This is a genomic window from Microvirgula curvata (assembly GCF_054781615.1).
Map to the genome: position 1 here is coordinate 55,021 of NZ_BAAGUB010000014.1, position 20,776 is coordinate 75,796.

Sequence of the window (20,776 nt, forward strand, 5' to 3'; positions counted from 1 at the left end):
CAAACAATGCTATTGTTCTGAGATTCTGTGAGTTTTGATGCGTTTAATATACCGCGGGGCGGGAAGAACAAGGGGTGGACCATGGCTGACAGCAGTGCAAGCGGATTGCAGTTCCTGTTCGAGAAGAGCAAGGGCGTCGACAACATCCACATTTACAACCAGAGCAAGGACCCCCTCAAGATCAGTCGGGTCGAGGTGGAGACCAATGTCTTTGTGGGCGACGGTCATGACGGGGAGCGGAATCTCACGAACGAGACACGCGACCGGTTTTATCTGGCCGCAGGTGTCGAGCCCAGCAACGAGCAGAAAATCGCCTTCTTCGGCGAACAGGTGCAGGTACACGGGCTGAACAAGGCGCTCAACATGTTCTTCACGCCGTGGGGCTCGCTGTACTACGGGCCGCAGGAGTTGACGGTGTCTCGAAAGGAGAACGCCGAGCGCTACGTGTTCACGCTGTCCTATGCCAAACCGGTCACCATCGGGCCGTACGAACGGCTGACCCTGTCCTATTCCAACTCCTTCCACGGCCTGCCGATCCGTTCGCCGATCCGCGGCGTGCAATACCTGCCCCGGGTGTCGGTGAAACTGGATCAGGGGCCGCAGTACCGGGACACCCGGCAGCAAGTGGACGCGCTGGCCCGGCCCGGCACCAGCCCGACGGGGGCCAAGGTGCTGGAGCTGGCAGCGATGATCCTGAATGCCGAAACCGGACAGCGGGTACTCGACACGCGCATGGCCAACAAGGCCAGATCCGCGGATCTGACCCGCCGGCTGGTCGGTTATTACGCCAACTACTTCATGTACAAGCGCAATTACTTTGTCACCGATATCCCGGTTGACCTGGTGAACTGCATTTCCTACGGCATGATGGGGCTGGAACTCGACGGCAGTCTGAGCAGCAGCGACGAATGGGCCGACAACTGGCAAGTGGCGGCGCTGCAATACATGAAGCAGTTGAATCCTGCCCTGAGAGTCTCGCTGATCGTCGGCGGCTGGCCGAAAAGCCCGATGCTGCATTTCCGCACCGTGGCCGGGCCGGCGGATTTTCCCGCCACGGCGCAGAACGCCGATGACTTCTGGATCTATCACGTCAGCGGCAAGCAGCAATGGCGCATCTTTTATGGCACCGGCACGCCGTTGTCGATCGATGGCGCTCCCGCACCCTATGGCTCCAGCAGCAGTGACCCCGGCGGGGTATTCGATCCCGACGCGCCGCGGCGGGCGCTGTTCGCGCTGCTGTCCGGGCCTGGCGCCTCTTACGACAATTGCGATGTCAGCGCCGACGGGGAGACCCTGCTGGCCATCCTCGAACAACTGGCCACGGCCTTCCATGCCAGTGAGGCGGTGGCGCCATTCTCGGCCTTGCTGCGACTGATCTCCCGCGATCCCGTCCGCCGCCAGCGCTTTGCGCAATCGGCTGCCAGCGCGATCCGGACCCTGGGCTTCGACGGACTGGAAATCGACTGGGAATACCCGGACGCCGGTGATGGCGACGGTTATGTGCAGCTGCTGCAGGCAACCCGGCAGGCGATAGGCGAGGCCGAACTGGCGATAGCGGCCCCGGCCGCCCCCTCCCGGGTCGATGCGCTGGGCACCGAACAGTGGCGTGCCATCGGCCAGCTGGTCGACCACGTCAATGTGATGAGTTACGACTATTACGGCAGCTGGTCCGACTATTCCTGGTTCAACGCCCCGATGAAGATCCCGGCCGACAAGCAGGCGGCGCGGGATCTGGACCCGACTTTCTGCGTGACCGCCACACTGGACAAGTTCCTGCAACTGGTGGCGCAGAACTGCCTGACCCGCCGCCAGCTGGCGCTGGGGCTGGCCGCCTATGGTCGCGTGGTCGCGGTGGACGGTGCCGACGACCACAACCGGGGGCTGATTTGCGCCATCAACAAGAAGCCGGTGCTGGCGGCAGGGGACGCCTCGCTGGACGAGCCGCCGCTGTACCGGGATATCGTGGCGGCCAAAGCGGCAGGCGGCTATCTGCCGGCAAAGGAGGATCATTCACCCTCGGCCGGCTGGCCGGGGCTGGTCTTTGTCGATGCGCTGGAGGGCGAGGCCCGCGCGCCCTATGCCTATCGCAGCAGCAGCCAGGGACGAACCGGGCTGTCGCTGACCTATGACGACCCGCGTTCGCTGCGCGAGAAAGTGCGTTATGCCCTGGCCGAACAACTGGGCGGAGTGATGGTATGGGACCTGTCCGGCGACGTGGCCGCCGACCAGCCGGCGTCCCTGCTGGCCGCCGTGGCGGATGAACTGCGGCAAAGCCATCCGGCCAGCCAGTTCCACTTCACCCGGCAGACGCCGACGGGACCGTGGATCGACGCAGCGAAGCTGGGTGAAGCGCTGCCGCCCTGGCCGCTCAAAAGCCAGGTGCAGGACTATGGTGCTGCGCCACGCCGCCACCTGCAGGTTCTCGGTGGCCCGGCCATTGCCGTGATGGCGGCGCTGCCGGTCGGCGCGCTGGCACTGAGTGGCCCGGGCGCGCCGATCAGCATGCTGCAACCGCTGGGCCCGGGCGATTTTTCCACCGCTCGCAGCGTCGGCTACCAGGGCGACGTGGCGGCGCTGCTGCCGCTGCGCGACGGGCGTGTGCTGGTGCGCTATGCCGATGGCCGCCTGCAGAGTCTGTGCTTTGAAGACGAGGTCTGCCGTGTCGATCAGGAACTGGGCCGGCAGGTCTCCGCAATGGTCGAGGCCGGGCCGGGCTGCGTGTTTGCCGTGCAGGGACAGACCCTGCTGCAGTGGCGCAGTGTCGACGATGGTCCCTTTGTGTCGCAGGCACCGGTGGCCCTGCCTGCCGCCGGGGTCGCGCTGGGCGTGCTGGCAGGAGGGCAGCCGCTAGTGGTTACCGGTCAGGGCGCGGTGCTGGTGCTGGACGGGCAGGGCGAGCACGCCAGCCTGAAGACACTGGCCGGCAGTGTCCGTGTGCCGACGGGACTGCTGCTGCTGAATGACGGGCGCCTGCTGGCCTTCGGCGCCGGTAGCCAGCTTGCGCTGTGGGACGTCCAGCGTGATGCACAGCAGCAGCTTGCCGGTTTGCAGGTCAGGGCGCTGCGTATCGACGAGGCCCGGCCCTGGATCACCGCGGCCGCGCTGCCCAACGGGGCGTTTGCCACGCTGGCGGCGGACCGGTTGCTGCTGTGGAGCCCCAGCGGGGCCAGCGGCATGGAACAGGGTTTTGAGGTCCAGCAGCAGATCGTGCTGGATCAGGCCAGCGGCATGACCGTGACCAGCGACGGTGCGCTCGTGCTGGCACAGGGCAGCAATCTGCTGCGGCTGGATTTCCCGTGCTGGCCCCGGGTCACGCTGCAGCAGAGCACGCCGTGGTCGGGCATGGATGCCGACGGCCGGACCTGCGTGCACTGGATGGCACGTACCGGCCATGCCGACAATCTGCGCAGCGCGCTGGCGGCCGGCACGCCGCCGGGCCTGCAGACCGCCCCCGGCCGGCCGACGCTGCTGGCCGAGGCGCTGAATGCGGCACTGCCCGACCATGTCGGTGCATTGCTGGCAGCGGGGGCGCCGGTGTGGCAGCCGTCGTATGCCGGGCAGCATGGCGATCCGCTGGACGAGCTGCTGATGGCCAGATTGCTGCCGGCCAGCCTGCGCAAGGCCATCCCAGGCAGCATGGTCACGCCGGTGCTGAAACCGGATGTCCGGACCGCACAACTGCCCGATCCGATGCGGGCTTTCCTGCGCGCCAATCCGACCATGACGGTACGGATGGCGAACAGCCTGATGATGCTGGAACCGGCGCTGGCCAGCCTGCTGCAGGACTTGCTGTCGGTGTTCACCTTCGACAGCGACGCGATGGCGACGCTGCAAGCGAGCGAGCCGGGACGTGCAGTGCTTCCGGCACTGCAGACCCTGGCCGGCAAAACCTTCGCCGACCAGGCGGCACTGCAGTCGGCGGTACAGGCCGCGCTGGGCGACATCCCTCTCGATGACGCCGGCCGCAACACCCTGGTCAGTGCGGTGCGCCGTGTCGACCCCGGCCTGCAGGGGCAGGCGAATTACGATCTGTCGGTGTATCAGCTTGGCTGCGACACCCTGGTGCAATTCCTCGACCTGACCCTGCAGCAAGCGCTGCCTGCGCTGCAGAAGCAACTGCTGCTCGACCGCTTCGCCGAGCTGGCGCTGCCGCAGGAGGGCAATCTGCTGGCAGTCAAACCCGGGCTGGGGCTGGCCGACCTGCCGCAGATTACGCGCGATTTCCTCACGCTGTACCCTGCCGCCGGACGGGTCATGGCGCAACTGCTGGCCAGGTGGTCGTTCGAGCTGGAACGGCTGGTCAACGACTTTGTGCAGCAACTGCCGGACAGCCACAACGACGCCAGCGAGGCGAGAGTCAGTGCCGATGCCTGGGGGCGCGCGCATCAGGCCGTACGCAGCCTGCTGGTGGCGACGGTGCGGCCCGGGCTCTCCCACCAGCAGGCCGCCGATTTTCTGAACCGGAACAGCGTGCAGCCCTGGGCGGCGGCTGTCGATCCGTTCGGTCAGCCGCAGGGCTGGGCCAACTGGGCGTTCGATCCGCCCATCGGCACCGTGCCGGTGGCAGCGCAGCAGGATGGCGGAACGACGGGTGGCGCATCGTCGTCGGCCGCTTCGTCTGCACGGGGGAGCGGCGGCAGCCTGCAGCCGTCGACCCCGCCGGACCCGGCACAGGAGGCGCGCGACACGATCGATTACATCAAGCGCGCCAATCAGTCGATCGACCAGATGCGGGAGAAGAACCGCCGGGCGACCGAAAAATTCGATTACAAGCGCGAGCGCAACCGCGAGGCGGTCGAGCGCCTGAACCCGCTGACCGGGCAGATCACCGAGACCCAGAGCAAGCTCGATCAGGTGAAAAAGGCGGTGCAGGATACCCAGCACCGCCTCGATACCGATCTGCACTACGATCCCAACAATTCGGTATCGGTTCGCCTGGCGTTCGACAAGGTCTACGACGGCAGCAGCATGGGGACAGGCGATGACCTGACCGAGCCGCAGAAGCTCGCTTACCTGAACCGGAAGCGCGCCGAGGCGCAGGGCACGGTCGAGGCCGGCAATGCCACCATCGATACCCAGCGCAAGGCACTGAAGGGCCTGATCGACAAGCGCACGACCGAGGTGGATGACGATCCGTCGGTCCGGATATGGAATGAGCGCCGCGCCGCCCTGCGGCAGTGGAACGACCGCATCGACACCATGCGCAGCGTGGTGGCCGGCATGCAGGGCCTGTCGTCATTCACGCGCAAGATCGTCGGTCACTTCATGAGCGACGGCGACAGCAAGGATGCCTTCAACCAGGCGATGGACTGGGTCGACAAGGGGCTCGCTACCGTTGCTGCCGTGGTGGAGGTGGCCCAGGCCGTCAACACCGCCATGCAGATGATGAAAACCAGCACCATGGGCGGGGTGTTCGGCCTGATCGGCGCGGCTGCCAGCCTGTTCGGTCTGGTGTCGAACATCTTCTTCCCGCAGCCCGACCCGTATCTGGAAGCGGCCAAGGCGATCTCGAAGCAGATCACCCAGGTATACGAGGTGATGAACAAGCGCTTCGACCAGATCATGGACCAGATGCAGAGCCTGAACTGGCAGATGTCGGCGCTGAGTGTCCAGATGGACGAACGCTTCGACGCGGTGCAGCGCCAGATCGACGATGTCGCCGCGCAAATGACCCGGAGCCTGGAGCAGCTGAGCAGCGCCATTGCCAGCGGCTTCCGTACCACGCGGGTCGAACTGCGCGCCGCGACCCAGCAGACGCTGGCCAGCATCGTCTGGAGCCATGACGACCTGGCGCAGCGCATTGATCTGGCCAATCTGGGTCTGCGCGCCAACCTGGCCAGCCTGCAGGCGATGATGTCGGTGGAAATGCTGAACGATCTGCGCCTGGTGGACATCGTCGTCAGCAATGCCGAAAACGAGCAGATCAACCCCCGCAGCGGGCTGATCCCGTTGCAGAAAGATCCGGCCCGGCTGCAGGACTTGCGGGACCGGCTGGACAACGGCATCCGCCACAAGCTGCTGGCCGGTGGCGAAGACCGGCCGCTGGCGGATCTGTGCTTCAGCGGCTTCGGCCCGGGCTCGGTCATGGCGGCGGTGACCGATGCCGCCACCAACCGCTTCTCCGAATGCTATGCGTACTACTACTCGAAGAAAAAGGCGGACTCCTATGACCGTTCGAGCAAGGTCTGGGGCTCGACCGCGCTGGCCCTGCCACTGGCCCGGCGCTATCTGCTGCTGCAATCATGGTATGGGACCAGTCTGGACAGCCCGCTGAGCCTGTTGCGCAGCGTGCAGGAACTGGTCGAGGCACCCGCGGCCAAATCGCGGCAGTTCCTGCGCGATCTGCACGACAGCGCGTTCTTTGGCGTGCTGATCGACCAGCAGCTGGATGCTGCGCTGGCATTGCAGCAGGCCAGCCTGAACGTGGTGGTACGCGAGTACGGGCAGACGTTCAACTTCCCGACCTCGCAGCTCACCAATCCGGCCTTCATGATACCGGCCATGTTCGACCGCTATCCGGACCTGAACCTGCTGCACCTTGCCAGTGAAACGGTGGAGACCGATCTGGCCGCACGGCTGGAGCAGGATCTGGCCGATTTCCACGCCTTCTTCAGCGCGCCGGCCGGCAGCTGGCGGCAAAGCAAGATCGAATGCACGCTGACACTGGGGCATGCACTGGGTGTCGGCAAGCTGCTGATTCACGGTGACGAACAGCAGCGCACGCTGTACCTGGACGTCGATGGCACGGTCACCCCTGTCGCCAGCCTGAGCCTGCAGGACGGGCGGCTGATTGGCGCCGCCCTGCTGCAAAGCGGGAACGACAACTTCGTCGCCCTCGCGCATTCGGCCTGGGAGATCCAGCAGCGCTGGATCGGCTACTACAACCGGCGCATCCCGATCGACTGCCAGCAGGAAATGCTGGCGCTGGACCAGAGCCTGTCGCGGCTGGCCCTGTTCCTGGGACTGGCCGGGGTCGATCCCGACGAAATGGCACGCCTGCTGGGCATGCTGTGGGACAGCGAGCAGGTCAATGCTTATCTGGTCGCGCAGGCGATGCAGGAGAGGGGCGCCCAGGTCGAGCTGTCGCCGCCGTTCGGCATGCTGGCCTCCTATTCCACCCGCGTCGCCGCCGATGCCCAGAAGCTGGTCGGCCAGCTGGTGGAAGCCGCTGCCGCACGGCCGCGGCCGGCCAGTGACGAACTGCCGTCGCTGCGGGACCGCCTGCTGCTCGACCTGGATCAGTTGATGACCCAGTCGGCCAGCGTGCGCGTCCAGCTGGCCGGGGTCGATCTGAGTGCAGGATGGAACCCGGACGTGGCCGACGACGGCATCACGATCCTGAGCGCCACGGAACTGGCAGGACAGGGGCGGACATTCCCGCTGGCCAGGGATATCGGCCTGCCGCCGCGGGGCGTGCTGACGCTGACCGGCAGCGGGGCGTTTGCGCTGACCCTGACGGACGACCAGGGACAGCAGTTGCAGCTGCCTGTGGATCTGGATCGGGAAAATCCGACCCGGATCGAGGCCGTCGCGCCGCAACTGGATGGCAGCCTGAGCAGCCTGACCTTCCAGGCGGCGACCCCGCCGCTCGATGTGGTGCTGGAAGGCGTGTGGCTGAAGGGATAAGGCCAGGGCGGCCGGGCAGCGGGTTCGCTGCCCGGCGCGGTCTTTTTGCTTGCCTGACTGTGTCCGGCATGTCCAGAATCGACGCCCTATAGCTGGTGTGAGGGCGCCGGCAATACCCGAAAACCGAAAGGACCGACATGGCTGAATACGGTGCAGAAGTACTCTGGCAACGCGACGAGCAGGATTTTCTGGGCAACCGTTACAGCCGCCGGCATGTGCTGCGTTTTGATGGTGGTGCGGAAGTCGCCGGCTCCTCGTCGCCGCATGTCGTGCCGCTGCCGATGTCCGATGCCTCGGCGGTCGACCCGGAGGAAGCCTTTGTCGCGTCCCTGTCCAGCTGTCACATGCTGTGGTTCCTGTCCATTGCTGCCAGGCGACGTTTCTGCGTCGACCGCTACTTCGATGCGGCGGTTGGCGTCATGGGCCAGAACGCGGATGGCCGGGTGGCAATGACGGTGGTCACGCTGCGGCCGGAGGTACACTTTTCCGGTGAGCGGCTGCCGACGCGAGAGCAGATCGAACAGATGCACCATCAGGCACATGATGCGTGCTATATCGCCAACTCGGTCCGCAGCGAGGTGCGTTGCGAGCCGGTGTTCGACCGGAGTGATGCATGAAGGGCAGCTGTCTGTGCGGGGCTATTGAATACGAGATCGACCGCATCGACATGCCGATCGGGCATTGTCATTGCCGGACCTGCCGCAAGGCCCACGCAGCGGCCTTTGCGACCACGGCGGGGGTCATGCGTTCGCATTTTCGCTGGCTGAAAGGCGAAGACCTGCTGTCGGGCTTCGAGTCCTCTCCGGGCAAGTGGCGGTATTTCTGTTCGCAGTGTGGTTCGCACCTGGTAGCGGAACGTCCGCACCAGGCGCATGTCATTGTCCGTGTGGCGACGCTCGACGACGATCCCGGCCTGCGGCCGCAGCAGCATATCTGGACCGCCGATTCGCCGCCGTGGCTGGCCGGTGACGATCTGCCCCGCTGGCCGGCATGGCCGGCGGAGCGGGCATAGCCGGAGGGCGGGTCTGTGGCCTCCGGCTATGCCAGCGCCTGCACGACCAGGCTGCCCGCGCGCTCGAACAGTCGCCTGGCCGCCGGTGTCAGGCCCGACATGTGGATGCAGGCGTGGATCATGCCGTCCAGTTGTTCGGCACGGGCCTCGACGCCCGCCTCGCGCAGACGCCGCGCATAGTCGATGCCCTCGTCGCGCAGCGGGTCGTATTCGCAGACCAGAATGCTTGCCGCCGGCAGTCCCGCGAGATCGGGCGTCTGCAGCGGGGATGCATAGGGCGAAGCGCCATCCGCTGCGGATTCCAGATAGACGGACCAGCAGAATTGCATGATGTCGCGGGTCAGGTAGTAACCGCTGGCATGGCGTGTGTACGAGTCGGTGTTCATGGCGTGATCCAGCGCCGGATACAGCAGTAACTGGTGGGCGATTGCCGGGCCGCCGCGATCGCGCGCGAGCAGGGCGGCGGCGGCAGCGAGGTTGCCGCCGGCACTGTCTCCGCCCACCGCCAGCCGGTGCGGGTCGATGCCCAGCGTGTCGGCATGACCTGCCGCCCAGACCAGGGCGTGATAGACGTCTTCGAGCGGCTGCGGAAACGGGTGCTCCGGGGCCAGCCGGTAGTCGACGGACAGCACGACGCAGCGGGTCGCATTGGCCAGTGCCCGGCACGGATTGTCATACAGCGCCAGCGAGCACTGGAACCAGCCGCCGCCGTGCGCAAACACGATGGCCGGTGCCGGTGCGGACGGCTCGTCCAGCGTGGCCGGGCGGTAGATGCGCACCCGCAGCGGATACCCGTCCGCCGTGGTCGTCACCAGGGTCGTGATGTCGGTGACCGCTTCCGGCGGTCCTTGCAGGCTGGCCAGCTCAAGGTCGGACGCCTTGCGGATTTCCGCCAGTGGCGGCAGCGCGGATGCAGCCGGCCGATCGGCGAGGAATGCGGCCATTCGGGTGTCGAGCGGCATGGTCAGTGGCCTCCGTCCAGGAAGGGCAGCAGGTGGGCGATAAACGCCTGATCGGCTTCCTCCATGATGAAATGGCCGCAATCCGGGATGATCGCGCCACGCAGATTCGTCGCATGGTCGCGCAGGGTCAGCAGTGGGGCGTCATTGGTGGCGAACTCGGCGCCGATCGCCAGTACCGGCATCCCCAGCTTCCGCCCGGCGCGCACCCGGTTCTGGCGGATGGTTTCCGGGATGGCCCGGTAGTAGGCAAAGCCGCCGCGCAGGCCGCCGGGTGCCGAGTAGGCCTCGATGTATACCCGGGTTGCCACCCGGTCGCGGTGATGTGACCAGGTATCGAACACATAGCTCAGATAGGCCGTCTCGCGCCCGCCAGTCAGCGCTTCCGGCAGGTCCGCCAGCTGGTTGAACAGGAAATGCCACAGGAAGACGTTCTGCTCCGGCGGGACGAAAATCGACGGCGCCGTTGCCAGTCCGGGAATGACGGCTTCAGTGACCGCCAGTCGCTGCACGACCGTCGGGAAGTCGCTGGCCAGCGCGTAGCCGACCCACATGCCGACATCGTGGCCGACGACCTGATAGCGCTCGTGACCAAGAGTCTGCATGACCCGGTGCAGGGTGGCGGCGATGCTGCCGGTGTCGTAGCCATCTTGCGGCCGGTCGGAATGGCCGGTGCCGGGCGGGTCGACGGCAATGGCCATGAAACCGTGGCCGGCGAGTGCCGCCATGACATGGCGCCAGGCGAACCAGGTCTGCGGCCAGCCGGGAATCAGCAGGACCGGGCGGCCGTGGCCGGCGCAGACGCAGTGCACGCGGTGGCCGTCGATGCGTACATAGCGGTGGGTGAAGGAAGAAGTATCGGGATGCGGTCTGTCGTTCCGGATTGTCATCGGTATGGACTCGGGAAATAAGGGTGGGGCGAAAAGGGCTCAGGCAATACCGAGCATGGCGTGGATCTGTGCCCGGTCGACGGCGGCACCGGCGAAGTCATCGAACACCTTGTCGGTCACCCGGATGATGTGGTCGTTGATGAAGGCGACGCCTTCGCGCGCGCCATCCTCCTGGTCCTTGAGGCAGCACTCCCATTCCAGCGTGGCCCAGCCCTGATAGTCGTACTGGGCCAGCCGGGAAAAGATCGCCCTGAAATCCACCTGGCCATCTCCCAGCGACCGGAAACGGCCGGCGCGGTCGACCCAGTTGCTGTAACCGCCATAGATGCCCTGCCGGCCATCGGGATTGAACTCCGCATCCTTGACGTGAAACATGCGGATGTGGTCGCGATACCGATCCAGGAAAGCCAGATAGTCGAGTTGCTGCAGGACGAAATGGCTCGGATCGAACAGGATGTGGCAGCGCGGATGCCGGCCGACCCGCTCATGGAAGCGCTCGAAGGTGGTGCCGTCGTGCAGGTCCTCGCCCGGGTGGATTTCGTAGCACAGATTGACTCCCTGTTCGTCGCAGGCATCGAGAATCGGGCGCCAGCGTCGCGCCAGCTCGTCGAAAGCGGCGTCGATCAGCCCGTCCGGACGTTGCGGGAACGGGAACAGGTAAGGCCAGGCAAACGAGCCGGAGAACGTCCCCATCTCGGTCAGGCCCAGCCGGCGTGAAGCGCGGGCCGCCAGCGCCAGTTGCTCCAGTGCCCACTCGGTCCGTGCCTGCGGCCTGCCGCGCAGCACGGCCGGAGCGAAGTTGTCGCACAGGGCATCGTAGGCCGGGTGTACCGCCACCAGCTGACCGAGGAGGTGGGTGGTCAGCTCGCTGATGACCAGCCCGTGCCCGGCCAGCAGGCCGTTGATTTCGTCGCAGTAGCCCTGGCTGTGCGCGGCGGTTCTGACATCAAACAGGCGTGCGTCCCAGGCCGGGATCTGCAAGGCCTTGAAGCCGGTCTGTGCCGCCCAGCCGGCCATCGAGGCCAGGCTGTCGAAGGGGGGTGTGCTGTCGCTGAACTGGGCGAGATGAAGGCTGGGGCCCTTGATGGTCTGCATGATTTTCCATGTCCTAATTCTTTGTCGATCGACAAAGAATAGAGCGAGATTCCCGCTCGCGTCAAGTGCGGACCGGGTTAGAATTCCGCCAGTCGGCATGGACGGGCAGGAGAGCAATGGCGGGACGACCAAGGGAATTCGACCGGGATCTGGCCTTGAAAAGGGCGATGACCGCGTTCTGGGAACGCGGCTATGAAGGCACGTCCATGGCGAGTCTGGTCGACGCACTGGGCATCGCTTCGGCCCGCATCTATGCGGCATTCGGCAGCAAGGAGCAGTTGTTCCGCGAGGCCGTGGCGCTGTACGAGGCGGGGGACGGCGGCTTCGCCACCCGCGCGCTGGCCGGAGAGCACTCGGCGCGGGCGGCGGTCGAGCGCCTGTTGCGCGACGCGGTGACGATCTATACCCGGCGTGGCCATCCGCATGGTTGCCTGGTGGTGTCGGCAGCGACCAACTGCACGGTGGAGAACGACGGGGTTCTGGACTGGCTGGCCGAACACCGGCGCCAGCGCACTCGCTCGATCATCGACCGGCTGCAGGCAGCGAAGGACGGTGGCGAGTTGCGGGCCGATGTCGATGTTGCTGCACTGGGTGACTATTACGCCACCCTGCTGCACGGCCTGTCGGTGCAGGCCCGGGATGGCGTGAGCCGGGCCCGGCTGCTGGCCATGATCGACCCGGCCATGGCCGCGCTGGATGCGGCGCGGGTAACGGCCTGAGACGAGCTCAGCGGTCGTCCAGCGGCCGGTGCGCCGTTTCGTGGATGCAGCGCATCGCCAGCAGGGCGACGACCGAGGCCAGAACCAGATACCAGGCCGGTGCCAGCTTGCTGCCGGTGACGCTGATCAGCCAGGTGGCAATAAATGGCGCGGTGCCGCCGAACAGCGCATTGGCCATGTTGTAGCTGAAGGCAAAGCCGCTGTAGCGGACCCGGGTCGGAAAAATTTCCGACAGGAAACTGGCCAGCGTGCCGTCGTTCAGCGTCAGCAGCGCGCCAAACACGATCTGGATCAGGATCAGGGTCAGAAAGCCGGCATGGTCGAGCAGCATGAACAGCGGCACGGTCAGCACGATGAAGCACAGTGATGCGGCAATCAACATGGTCTTGCGCCCTAGCCGGTCGGACAGCGCGCCGGACAGGAAGATAAAGCCGATATAGGCGGTCAGCGACACCGTCGATGCCATGAACGACTCGGTTTCCGGCACGCCGAGCTCTGCTGACAGATAGGTCGGCATGTAGCTGAGGATCAGATAGAACGCGACCGCGTTCAGGCAGGTGACACCGAAAGCGATCACCACCTTGCTGCGGTAGGTGGTCAGCAGCACCCGGATCGGGATGGCGCTGTCCGGGGCCTTGCGTTCCATCTGGCGCGCCATGCTGCGGAACTGTGGCGTGTCCTCCAGGTGCAGACGGATATAGCGGCCGACCAGACCGAACGGGGCGGCCAGCAGGAACGGCAGTCGCCAGCCCCAGCTGTGCAGCTGCTCGGTCGTCAGCCAGGCATGCAGCATGACCACGAACAGCGAGCCGAACAGCAGCCCGGCCGCGGTGCTGGCCGGCACGATGCTGGCATACAGGCCGCGCCGGCCTTCCGGCGCATACTCGGTCAGGAAGGCAGCGGCGCCGGCGTACTCGCCCGAGGCGGAAAACCCCTGCACCAGGCGGATCAGCAGCAACAGCAGCGGCGCCAGCATGCCGACCTGCTGGTAGGACGGCAGGAAGGCAATGCAGAAGGTGGCGCCGGACATCAGCAGGATGGACAGCGACAGCGCGCTGCGCCGGCCGACGCGATCGCCGAGATGGCCCCAGAAAATACCGCCCAGCGGGCGGATGACAAAGGACAGGGCAAACACGGCGAAGGTGGCCAGCAGGCCGGTAGTGGCATCGCTGGCCGGGAAGAACACCACGGCGATGATGGCGGCCAGATAGCCATAGGACGCGTAGTCGAACCATTCGACGAAATTGCCGATAAAGCTGGCGGTCGCTGCCCGGCGCAAGGCCCGGGGCGGATCGCTGGCGTGGGGGGCGAGAGGCTGTCTGTCGGTCAGGGTGGTCATGTTTTTCTTCCCGTCGGGGTCGAGGGGCACAGTGCGCGTGCCGGGAGCGGGGAACCGGGGTCTGGCGTCAGACCGGTCGGGTTTCCGGTACTTTCCTGCGCTTCAGACCGCGGCCGAGCAGGCCGATGGCCATCTCGCCGGTGCCGCCGGCAATGATCAGCAGCCCGCCCAGCAACTGCACCGCTGACAGCACCTCGCCATACACCAGCCAGCCGATGAACACGGCAGCAACCACGCACTCCCAGTACGACACGCAGGCAAACTCGGCCGCCTTGAGATGGCGGGTGGCGATGGTGCATGCGCCCAGCGCGCCGAAGCCGCAGACAATGCCGATGCCGATCCACCACAGCCAGTCGCTTGTCGCCATCTGCGCCACGCCGGGGCGGGTGAACAGGAACAGGATGCTGATGCCGGCCAGCGCGAACACGAAGTTCCAGAAGGCGCGGGTTTCGCCGGGAACATCGGTGCGGAAGCGGCCAAAGAACAGGAACAGGCCATAGCCGACGCCCGAATACAGCGCCAGCATGTCGCCGACGAAGGTCTTGCTGGAAAACGTCATGCCGAAGTGAACGCCACCGGCGTCGACCGACACCAGCCCCACAATCAGCATCATGCCGGCAAACACGGCTGCCATTGCGAACCAGGTGGCGAATTTCATCCTTTCCTTGAGAAAAATCACAGCCAGCAGGGTGGAAATGATCGGCCCGATATAGATAAAGAACACCGCATTGGCGATTGAGGTCAGCTGGGTCGCCGCGATATAGGCCGACAGGCAGTTGCCCATGAAGAAACCGCTGGCGACCATGCCGGCCGAAATGCGGTAGCTGCGCAGCTCGGACAGCCGACCCTTCCAGGCCAGGATGGCGAAGAACAGGATGCCGCCGCACAGCATGCGCGAAAAGGCGATGAAATCGCCCTGAGCATCGATATGGCGGGCGAAGAAGCCGACGAACCCCATCAGGGTGGCGGCGATAAAGGCATTGGCAAAGCCGAGTTTCTTGTTGTCGGCCGGGACGGCAGTGGACATGGCGAAGCTCCTGGGGGATGTCACGTGGCCAAAAAGCCCGGTCATGCAGGCGAACGATGACCGGGCTGGCGCGGGTGATGTCCCGGGTTACACGCGGGTGATGTCGTTGAAATCCTGTTTCGGGAAGTAGTCCAGGCAACTGCCCTCGCGGTACACGTCCGCCGTCGAGCAGTGCAGGCCGCCCCCGAACGCATAGGCGTCACGGAAATGCACCGGGATCACGTTCATGCCCAGCTTGTCCATCTGTTCCAGCTGGTTCACTTCGGACGCTTCGACGATCACGGTCTTGTGGTCGAGCACCAGGCAGTTCATCGACAGCCACACCGAGCTGTAGCACAGCGGCGGCGGTTCCTTGTGGGCCGGCATGGCAGCTTCGACGATCTGCCAGTCATTCTTCTCGAAGATCTCGCGCTGTGCCTTCGGCAGCGGCCGGTGCGGGTTGTTGATGATCAGGCCCGGGCGCAGCGGCACGAAGGTCGCGTCGATATGGATCGGGTACGGGTCGCCGGGGAAGTTGACCGCATGGACCCGCAGTTCCGGGTAGCGGCGCTTGAACCATTCCATCGCCTTGCGGTTGGTGGTCAGCCCGTGCTGGATGAACAGGTCCTTGCCCAGCCGCATCACGTCGGCGGCATCGAACAGGATTTCTTCCTCGGTGGTGACGAAGTCCTTGTTCGCCGTGCGGACCAGCCGCTCTTCCAGCGAGATCTTCTCGTCGTAGTAGTTGTGCTTGTACGACTTGTCGGACAGCCGGGGACGCGGCGCCTGGCTCCACAGGAATTCCGGGTCCTCGTTGAAGTACTGCGACAGCAGCGGACGGAAGGCCAGGTATTCCCAGTAGCGGCAGCGGAACGACATCGCCGCTTCGATGATTTCATTGCCGATGGTCAGCAGCGTGTCGCGCGGCGGCATGCAGGTCATCATCGAGCCGGTGCGGAAGTCCGGGGTAATGACCGGCTGGTTCCACTGCAGCGGTTCCGGACGGTCCACCCTGACGCCGCGCTCGGTGAGGATGCGGGCCAGATTGTCGAGCTGCGCATTGGCCTTTTCCACCGTTTCCAGCGGGCGCGGACCCCACATGCCACGCATCGGGCTGTCGATCGGTACCTTTTCCGAAGTGGCAGGTTCTTCCGGCGGCACGCAGCTGTGATCGGCACGGCCGACAATGACGTGTTTCAGCGGATCAAAGTCATTCCAGGAATTAACGATCTTGGTCATGGTAAATCACCTTTTCTCGTGTGGATGTGTGTCTTGCACGCCGATATTTGTACGCGCCCACCCGAGTGCTGCCATTCCAAAAACCGTTCAAAAAATGTCAAATACTGACCAAGTTGAATCTGGCGTGATGTGGGTCGGCTTGATGATGCCGACGGCATTGTGGCAAGGTGCCTGACGGGTAGCGGCGACGCCGCGTCCGGCTTCCCTGTCTTGTCTGGAGAGATTCATGCGCTTGTTGCTCGCCATTTTCCTGCCGTGGCTGCAGTTCTTTACCATTGGCCGGCCGTTTTCCGGCCTGTTCTGCCTGCTGCTGCAGCTCACCGTGATCGGCTGGATTCCGGCGGCGATCTGGTCGGTCTATGCGCTGAGCCAGTACAAGACCGACAGGAAAATCGAAAAGGCGCTCGGCGCCCGGCGCCGCCCCTGAGCGCCTGCGGCGTCAGGCCTCCGCGCCGAGGTCGGCCGCGTGCGTACGCATCCAGTCGGCCAGTGCATCCAGTGGCGGACGCAGGGTCTTGCCCAGGGCGGTGACGGTGTATTCGACCCGGGGCGGCACCTCGGCATAGACCTGACGCCGCAACAGCCCCTTCTGTTCGAACAGGCGCAACTGCCGGGTCAGCTCTTTCTGGGTGATCGGCGCCACCGCGCGCTGCAACTCGCCAAAACGGACCGGCCCGTCGATCACGATCAGCCGGTACAGGATCGGAATTGCCCATTTGCCGGAAATCAGCCCGACAAACTGCACCATCGGGCAGGGTTCCGGCGGCGTGTCCCGCTGTGCATGATTCGTCGGCATGGCTATCCAGTCTCCTCTTTAAGTATCAAATTGGTGCCTACTATACATTGGGTACCAATGCGTTGACACTGGGGTTTTGACACAAAACGGAGACCCCGACATGCCACGCCTGCAAGGCAAGACCGCCCTCATTACCGGTGCCACCAGCGGCATCGGCCTGGAAACTGCACGCCAGTTCCTGGCCGAAGGCGCCCGGGTGGCGATCACCGGCCGCAACCCCGATGCGCTGGCCGCCGCCGGCCGCGAACTCGGCGAACACGTGATCCTGATCCGCAGTGACGCCGGCCAGCTGGCCGACCAGCGCGAACTGGCGCAGCAACTGGCCGCACACTGGTCGCAACTCGATGTGCTGTTCGTCAACGCCGGCGATGTCACGCACCGGCCGGTGCAGGACTGGGACGAGGACAGCTACGACCGGCTGATGGCCACCAATCTGAAAGGCCCGTTCTTTCTGCTGCAGGCCCTGCTGCCGCTGCTGGCCAATCCCTCGTCGGTCATCCTGTGCGGCTCGGTCAGTGCCCGTATCGGCCTGCCGCAGAGCAGCGCCTACGCCGCCAGCAAGGCCGGCCTGCTGTCGCTGGCGCGCACGCTGTCGGGCGAGTGGCTGGCGCGCGGCATCCGCGTCAACGGCCTCAGCCCCGGCCCGACCCGGACCTCGGCGCTGGGCAAGCTCGGCCTGCCGCCGGAACAACTGGCGGCGCTGAACGACGAGATCCTCAAACTGGTGCCGATCGGGCGCCTGGGCACACCGCGCGAACTGGCACAGGCCGCCGTGTTTCTGGCATCGGACGAGGCCGGGTTCGTGGTGGGGACGGAGTTGCTGGTGGATGGGGGAGTTGGCAGTCTGTAGCGCGGGGAAAAAAGGCCTTGCTCCCCGGCCCCGCACTCAAAACCGCACCTCCTCCGTTTCCATCAACCGGGCCAGCGGCCCGCCCAGGGTCGCATTGTGGTGGGCGACGATCGCTTCCGCCGTCAGCAGCGGGGTGTTCATGCAGGTATGGGCATCGGCGACCAGTAGCGCCTGCAGGCCGAGTTCGGTCGCCACGCGGCAGGTGGTGTCGATGCAGTATTGGGTTTTCATGCCGGCGATGACCAGTTCGCGGATACCGGCCTGTACCAGCCGGGCCTGCAGGCCGGTGCCATAGAAGCAGCTGGGCCGGGTCTTGTCGAAGACCGTGTCGCGGTTTTCATCCACGTCCAGTGCCGGCAGCAGTTGCCACAGCGGACTGCCGGCCTCGATCGGGGAGCCGGGCGCGCCGGTGTGGCGGGCGGCGAAGACCGGTGCGCCGGCCTCGCGGGCAGCGTGGATCAGCCGGTTGATGTTCGCCAGCACGCGGTCGCCGTGCCATGGTCGTTCCGGGCCGTGAAACAGGCCGACCTGCATGTCGACGATCAGCAGTGCGCGCGGTGCGGGGTGGGCGGGATTCATGCCGTTTCTCCTGAGTGTGCCGGCACGGACGGAGAAACGATCAGGCCCCGTCCGGTGCGGGCGGGGCCTGTGGGACAGTGCGCGTTATCGTGCCGATACCGCTACCTCACGACCCGCCATAAGCGGTCGCGGTGGTAGTGAGAGTCTGCAGGATGCTGTTCATGCGCCAAACCTACCGGCGGGCAGGGCGGGTGTCAATGCCGGGGAGACGCCCCGGAACATGGCACCGCCCGGCTGGCTGTCATCTGCCCGGCTCAGAATGCCGGGATCACCGCACCCTTGTAGCGGCTCTGGATGAACTGCTTCACTTCCGGGCTGGCCAGGGCGGCGGCCAGTTTCCTGATGGCGTCACTGTTTCTGTTGTCGTCGCGGGCGACCAGCAGATTGGCGTACGGGGAGCGGGTCTCGACAAACAGCGCGTCGCGGGTCGGCACCAGTCTGGCTTCCAGTGCGTAGTTGGCGTTGATCAGCGCCAGATCGACCTGATCAAGCACGCGCGGCAGCGTGGCGGCTTCCAGCTCCCTGAACTTCAGGTGTTTCGGATTCGAGGTGATGCTCTTGACCGTCGCGGTAATGTTGTTCGGGTCTTTCAGCGCAATCACCTTGTTCTTGTCCAGCAGCAGCAGCGCGCGGCCGGCGTTGACCGGATCGTTCGGAATGGCGACGGTGGCGCCATCCGGAAGATCGCTGATGCGCTTGAACTTGCGCGAATAGGCGCCGAACGGCTCGATATGGATCGGCTTGCTGGCCGCCACCAGATGGGTGTTGCGGGTCTTGTTGAACTCGTCCAGGTACGGAATGTGCTGGAAGTAATTGGCATCGAGGCGTTTTTCCTCGACCTGCACATTGGGCTGCACGTAGTCGTTGAAGACCTTGATATCGAGATCGACCCCTTCCCGGGCCAGCGTCGGCTTGATGGCTTCGAGGATTTCGGCATGCGGGACGGCGGAGGCGGCGACGGTCAGCTTGACCGGTGCAGCGGCGAAGGACAGCGAGGCGGACAGCAGCGACAGCGCGGCAGTCAGAGTGGCAAGGCGTTTCATGTTCCGGGACTCCTGGGTCTGGTCGGTCCGGCCGGGGGCCGGATGGCAAATGGCGATGCGTCTCGTCAGCGGTGCCGACATCGGCAGGAAGCGCTGCGTGGCGTGATGGCGTCAGTCACGAAGAAGTCCTGTTGTCACAGTGGAAAGGGGGAAAATCGGCTACGGTGTCGGTACACCGTTGAACGCACTTTACGCCGCTCCCTTAAAACCGGAAAAACGATTAAATGGAAAACAAATAACAAAAAGTGCTTGGAGTGAACGCGTGATCGGGCGGGAAACCGGTCCGGCATCCCGTCGCTGCCAGCGGCGGGGCCGGGCGGACAGTCTGGAGAAGTAATGGGACGCAAGCGCAGCAAACCGGTCAGCATCTGGACCGCGTTGTCCGATGCCACAACCAGAAGCGCCACCCGCCTGCAGCGGGCGGTGGCGCGCAGCATGGTCAACGCCGCTGTCGAACAGGCCAATGCCGCCAGCCGGGCCGCGCGCAAGGCGCTGACCGGCGTGGCATCGCCCACCGCGACGCCGACCAGTCGCGGCAGCGGGCGCTGGGAAAGCGGCCAGGGGGGCCTGGGGCCGGCCCTGATGCGCCGCTACCTGGTCTTTGTGCCGGCCGGAGTGACGCCTTCGCGGCCGGCACCACTGCTGCTGTTGCTGCACGGCTGCAAGCAGGACGCCGCCAGCTTCGCGGCGACGACCCGGGCGGCGGCTCTGGCCCGGGCAGAACGCTGCATCGTCCTGCTGCCGGAGCAATCGCTGCACGCCAATCCGTATCGCTGCTGGAACTGGTTTCGCTCCGATACCCAGGTGGCGGGCGAGTCGGCCATCCTGATGGCGCTGACCGAGCAGGTCAGCCGGCGCTATCCGGTGCGACGCGAGCGGCGCTATGTCATGGGACTGTCGGCCGGCGCCAGCATGGCGCTGACCCTGGTCCTGCAGTTTCCGGAACGCTTTGCCGCCGTGGGTGCCCATTCCGGCGCGGTACCGCACAGCGCCAGCAATGCGCTGCAGGGCCGGCTGGCGATGCGCGGCGACCGCGAACCGGACCTGGCCAGCCTGCGCCTGCGGCTGGCGGGGGGGCGGTTGCCACCGCTGATCGTGCTGCACGGTGACGACGATGCCGTCGTGTCGATCGACAACGCTGCTGCGACGACTCAGCTGTGGCTGGACCTGCTGCCTGGCGAAATGCCGCAGCCCGGGCCGACGCGCACGCTGCAGCGCGGCGCGCGGCGTGCTTTTGCCCAGACTGACTGGATGCTGGGCAGCACCTGCCATGTGCGCCAGATCCGGATAGCGGGGCTGGGCCATGCCTGGAGTGGTGGCGCGGCACGGCAGGCATTTTCTGATCCGGGCGGACCTGATGCGCTGACACTGGCCTGGCGTTTCTTTGCGCCAGGGGTCAAGGCCGCCAGGCGTCGCTGACAGGCGGCTGAATCCGTGCTGGATGTTACCGCGCCGATTCGCCCCTCCACTTTCTTTCCTTCAGAATTGAATGCGGAATTTAATCGGTTAAAGAATTTTCTTGAAAATAAACAAGCATTATTACGTGCCATGGCTGTGGTTTTGCAATGAAATTACAGCGTATTCCTCTTGAGTGATTGTTTCGCTGATGGTCAAGTGATCACT

18 protein-coding genes are annotated in these 20,776 nt (G+C 65.3%); 8 read left to right on the forward strand and 10 right to left on the reverse strand.

What is annotated here, in order from left to right; translation table 11 throughout:
- Positions 1 to 81 precede the first annotated feature (81 nt).
- The 3 genes from ACYVG8_RS08405 (at position 82) to ACYVG8_RS08415 (ending at position 8,638) form a co-directional block, all read left to right on the forward strand.
- On the forward strand, positions 82 to 7,626 hold the full coding sequence (locus ACYVG8_RS08405; protein WP_460745387.1) for a glycosyl hydrolase family 18 protein: 7,545 nt from the start codon (positions 82 to 84) through the stop codon (positions 7,624 to 7,626).
- 137 nt (positions 7,627 to 7,763) lie between these two features.
- On the forward strand, positions 7,764 to 8,243 hold the full coding sequence (locus tag ACYVG8_RS08410; protein ID WP_028498744.1) for an OsmC family protein: 480 nt from the start codon (positions 7,764 to 7,766) through the stop codon (positions 8,241 to 8,243).
- Complete coding sequence (locus tag ACYVG8_RS08415; RefSeq protein WP_028498743.1) at positions 8,240 to 8,638, forward strand: GFA family protein; 399 nt, start codon at positions 8,240 to 8,242, stop codon at positions 8,636 to 8,638. The genes ACYVG8_RS08410 and ACYVG8_RS08415 overlap by 4 nt, the downstream gene beginning before the upstream one ends.
- Before the next feature lie 26 nt (positions 8,639 to 8,664).
- Here ACYVG8_RS08415 and ACYVG8_RS08420 read toward each other — a convergent pair whose 3' ends face one another.
- From ACYVG8_RS08420 to ACYVG8_RS08430, 3 genes are read right to left on the reverse strand one after another with little or no spacing between them, the layout of a single operon-like run.
- Positions 8,665 to 9,600 carry an alpha/beta hydrolase gene (locus ACYVG8_RS08420; RefSeq protein ID WP_028498742.1) on the reverse strand — a complete coding sequence of 312 codons (936 nt, stop codon included), beginning with the start codon at positions 9,598 to 9,600 and terminating at the stop codon, positions 8,665 to 8,667.
- A 2-nt stretch (positions 9,601 to 9,602) separates the two neighbouring features.
- A complete protein-coding gene (locus ACYVG8_RS08425) occupies positions 9,603 to 10,487 on the reverse strand; it encodes an alpha/beta fold hydrolase (RefSeq protein ID WP_028498741.1) in 885 nt (294 codons plus the stop codon).
- Positions 10,488 to 10,526: 39 nt separating this feature from the next.
- The gene (locus tag ACYVG8_RS08430; protein ID WP_028498740.1) at positions 10,527 to 11,582 is read right to left on the reverse strand and encodes a sugar phosphate isomerase/epimerase family protein; all 1,056 of its coding nucleotides are present in this window, start codon (positions 11,580 to 11,582) and stop codon (positions 10,527 to 10,529) included.
- A gap of 167 nt (positions 11,583 to 11,749) precedes the next feature.
- Between ACYVG8_RS08430 and ACYVG8_RS08435 the strand changes: the two genes are divergently transcribed.
- Positions 11,750 to 12,301, forward strand: a complete 552-nt coding sequence (locus ACYVG8_RS08435; RefSeq protein ID WP_028498739.1) for a TetR/AcrR family transcriptional regulator — start codon at positions 11,750 to 11,752, stop codon at positions 12,299 to 12,301.
- 7 nt (positions 12,302 to 12,308) lie between these two features.
- On the opposite strand, the gene ACYVG8_RS08440 is transcribed toward ACYVG8_RS08435, so the two are convergent.
- The 4 genes from ACYVG8_RS08440 to ACYVG8_RS08455 all read right to left on the reverse strand — a co-directional run bounded on the left by ACYVG8_RS08440 (position 12,309) and on the right by ACYVG8_RS08455 (position 16,113).
- Complete coding sequence (locus ACYVG8_RS08440) at positions 12,309 to 13,640, reverse strand: MFS transporter (protein WP_028498738.1); 1,332 nt, start codon at positions 13,638 to 13,640, stop codon at positions 12,309 to 12,311.
- Positions 13,641 to 13,707: 67 nt separating this feature from the next.
- On the reverse strand, positions 13,708 to 14,667 hold the full coding sequence (locus ACYVG8_RS08445) for a DMT family transporter (protein WP_036385596.1): 960 nt from the start codon (positions 14,665 to 14,667) through the stop codon (positions 13,708 to 13,710).
- Positions 14,668 to 14,754: 87 nt separating this feature from the next.
- A complete protein-coding gene (locus ACYVG8_RS08450) occupies positions 14,755 to 15,885 on the reverse strand; it encodes a serine/threonine protein kinase (protein ID WP_028498737.1) in 1,131 nt (376 codons plus the stop codon).
- 87 nt (positions 15,886 to 15,972) lie between these two features.
- Positions 15,973 to 16,113: a hypothetical protein gene (locus ACYVG8_RS08455; protein ID WP_156952487.1), complete on the reverse strand. Its 141-nt coding sequence runs from the start codon at positions 16,111 to 16,113 to the stop codon at positions 15,973 to 15,975.
- On the opposite strand from ACYVG8_RS08455, the gene ACYVG8_RS08460 reads away from it, so the two are divergent.
- Complete coding sequence (locus tag ACYVG8_RS08460) at positions 16,112 to 16,312, forward strand: YqaE/Pmp3 family membrane protein (RefSeq protein WP_028498736.1); 201 nt, start codon at positions 16,112 to 16,114, stop codon at positions 16,310 to 16,312. The genes ACYVG8_RS08455 and ACYVG8_RS08460 overlap by 2 nt on opposite strands.
- A 12-nt stretch (positions 16,313 to 16,324) precedes the next feature.
- Here the strand turns inward: ACYVG8_RS08460 and ACYVG8_RS08465 are convergent, their stop codons facing one another.
- Positions 16,325 to 16,681, reverse strand: coding sequence for a winged helix-turn-helix transcriptional regulator (locus tag ACYVG8_RS08465; protein WP_036385594.1), 357 nt, complete (start codon positions 16,679 to 16,681; stop codon positions 16,325 to 16,327).
- A gap of 100 nt (positions 16,682 to 16,781) precedes the next feature.
- Between ACYVG8_RS08465 and ACYVG8_RS08470 the strand changes: the two genes are divergently transcribed.
- Positions 16,782 to 17,531 carry an SDR family oxidoreductase gene (locus tag ACYVG8_RS08470; protein WP_460745388.1) on the forward strand — a complete coding sequence of 250 codons (750 nt, stop codon included), beginning with the start codon at positions 16,782 to 16,784 and terminating at the stop codon, positions 17,529 to 17,531.
- A 36-nt stretch (positions 17,532 to 17,567) separates the two neighbouring features.
- On the opposite strand, the gene ACYVG8_RS08475 is transcribed toward ACYVG8_RS08470, so the two are convergent.
- Positions 17,568 to 18,110 (reverse strand): cysteine hydrolase family protein, encoded by a 543-nt coding sequence (locus ACYVG8_RS08475; protein ID WP_460745389.1) that lies wholly within the window; start codon positions 18,108 to 18,110, stop codon positions 17,568 to 17,570.
- A gap of 254 nt (positions 18,111 to 18,364) precedes the next feature.
- Positions 18,365 to 19,153 carry a MetQ/NlpA family ABC transporter substrate-binding protein gene (locus ACYVG8_RS08480; RefSeq protein ID WP_107890358.1) on the reverse strand — a complete coding sequence of 263 codons (789 nt, stop codon included), beginning with the start codon at positions 19,151 to 19,153 and terminating at the stop codon, positions 18,365 to 18,367.
- A 336-nt stretch (positions 19,154 to 19,489) separates the two neighbouring features.
- Between ACYVG8_RS08480 and ACYVG8_RS08485 the strand changes: the two genes are divergently transcribed.
- Both ACYVG8_RS08485 and ACYVG8_RS08490 read left to right on the forward strand, forming a co-directional pair.
- Positions 19,490 to 20,572 (forward strand): extracellular catalytic domain type 1 short-chain-length polyhydroxyalkanoate depolymerase, encoded by a 1,083-nt coding sequence (locus tag ACYVG8_RS08485; RefSeq protein ID WP_028498731.1) that lies wholly within the window; start codon positions 19,490 to 19,492, stop codon positions 20,570 to 20,572.
- Between the two features lie 15 nt (positions 20,573 to 20,587).
- A complete protein-coding gene (locus ACYVG8_RS08490; RefSeq protein ID WP_460745391.1) occupies positions 20,588 to 20,722 on the forward strand; it encodes a hypothetical protein in 135 nt (44 codons plus the stop codon).
- Positions 20,723 to 20,776: the final 54 nt, after the last annotated feature.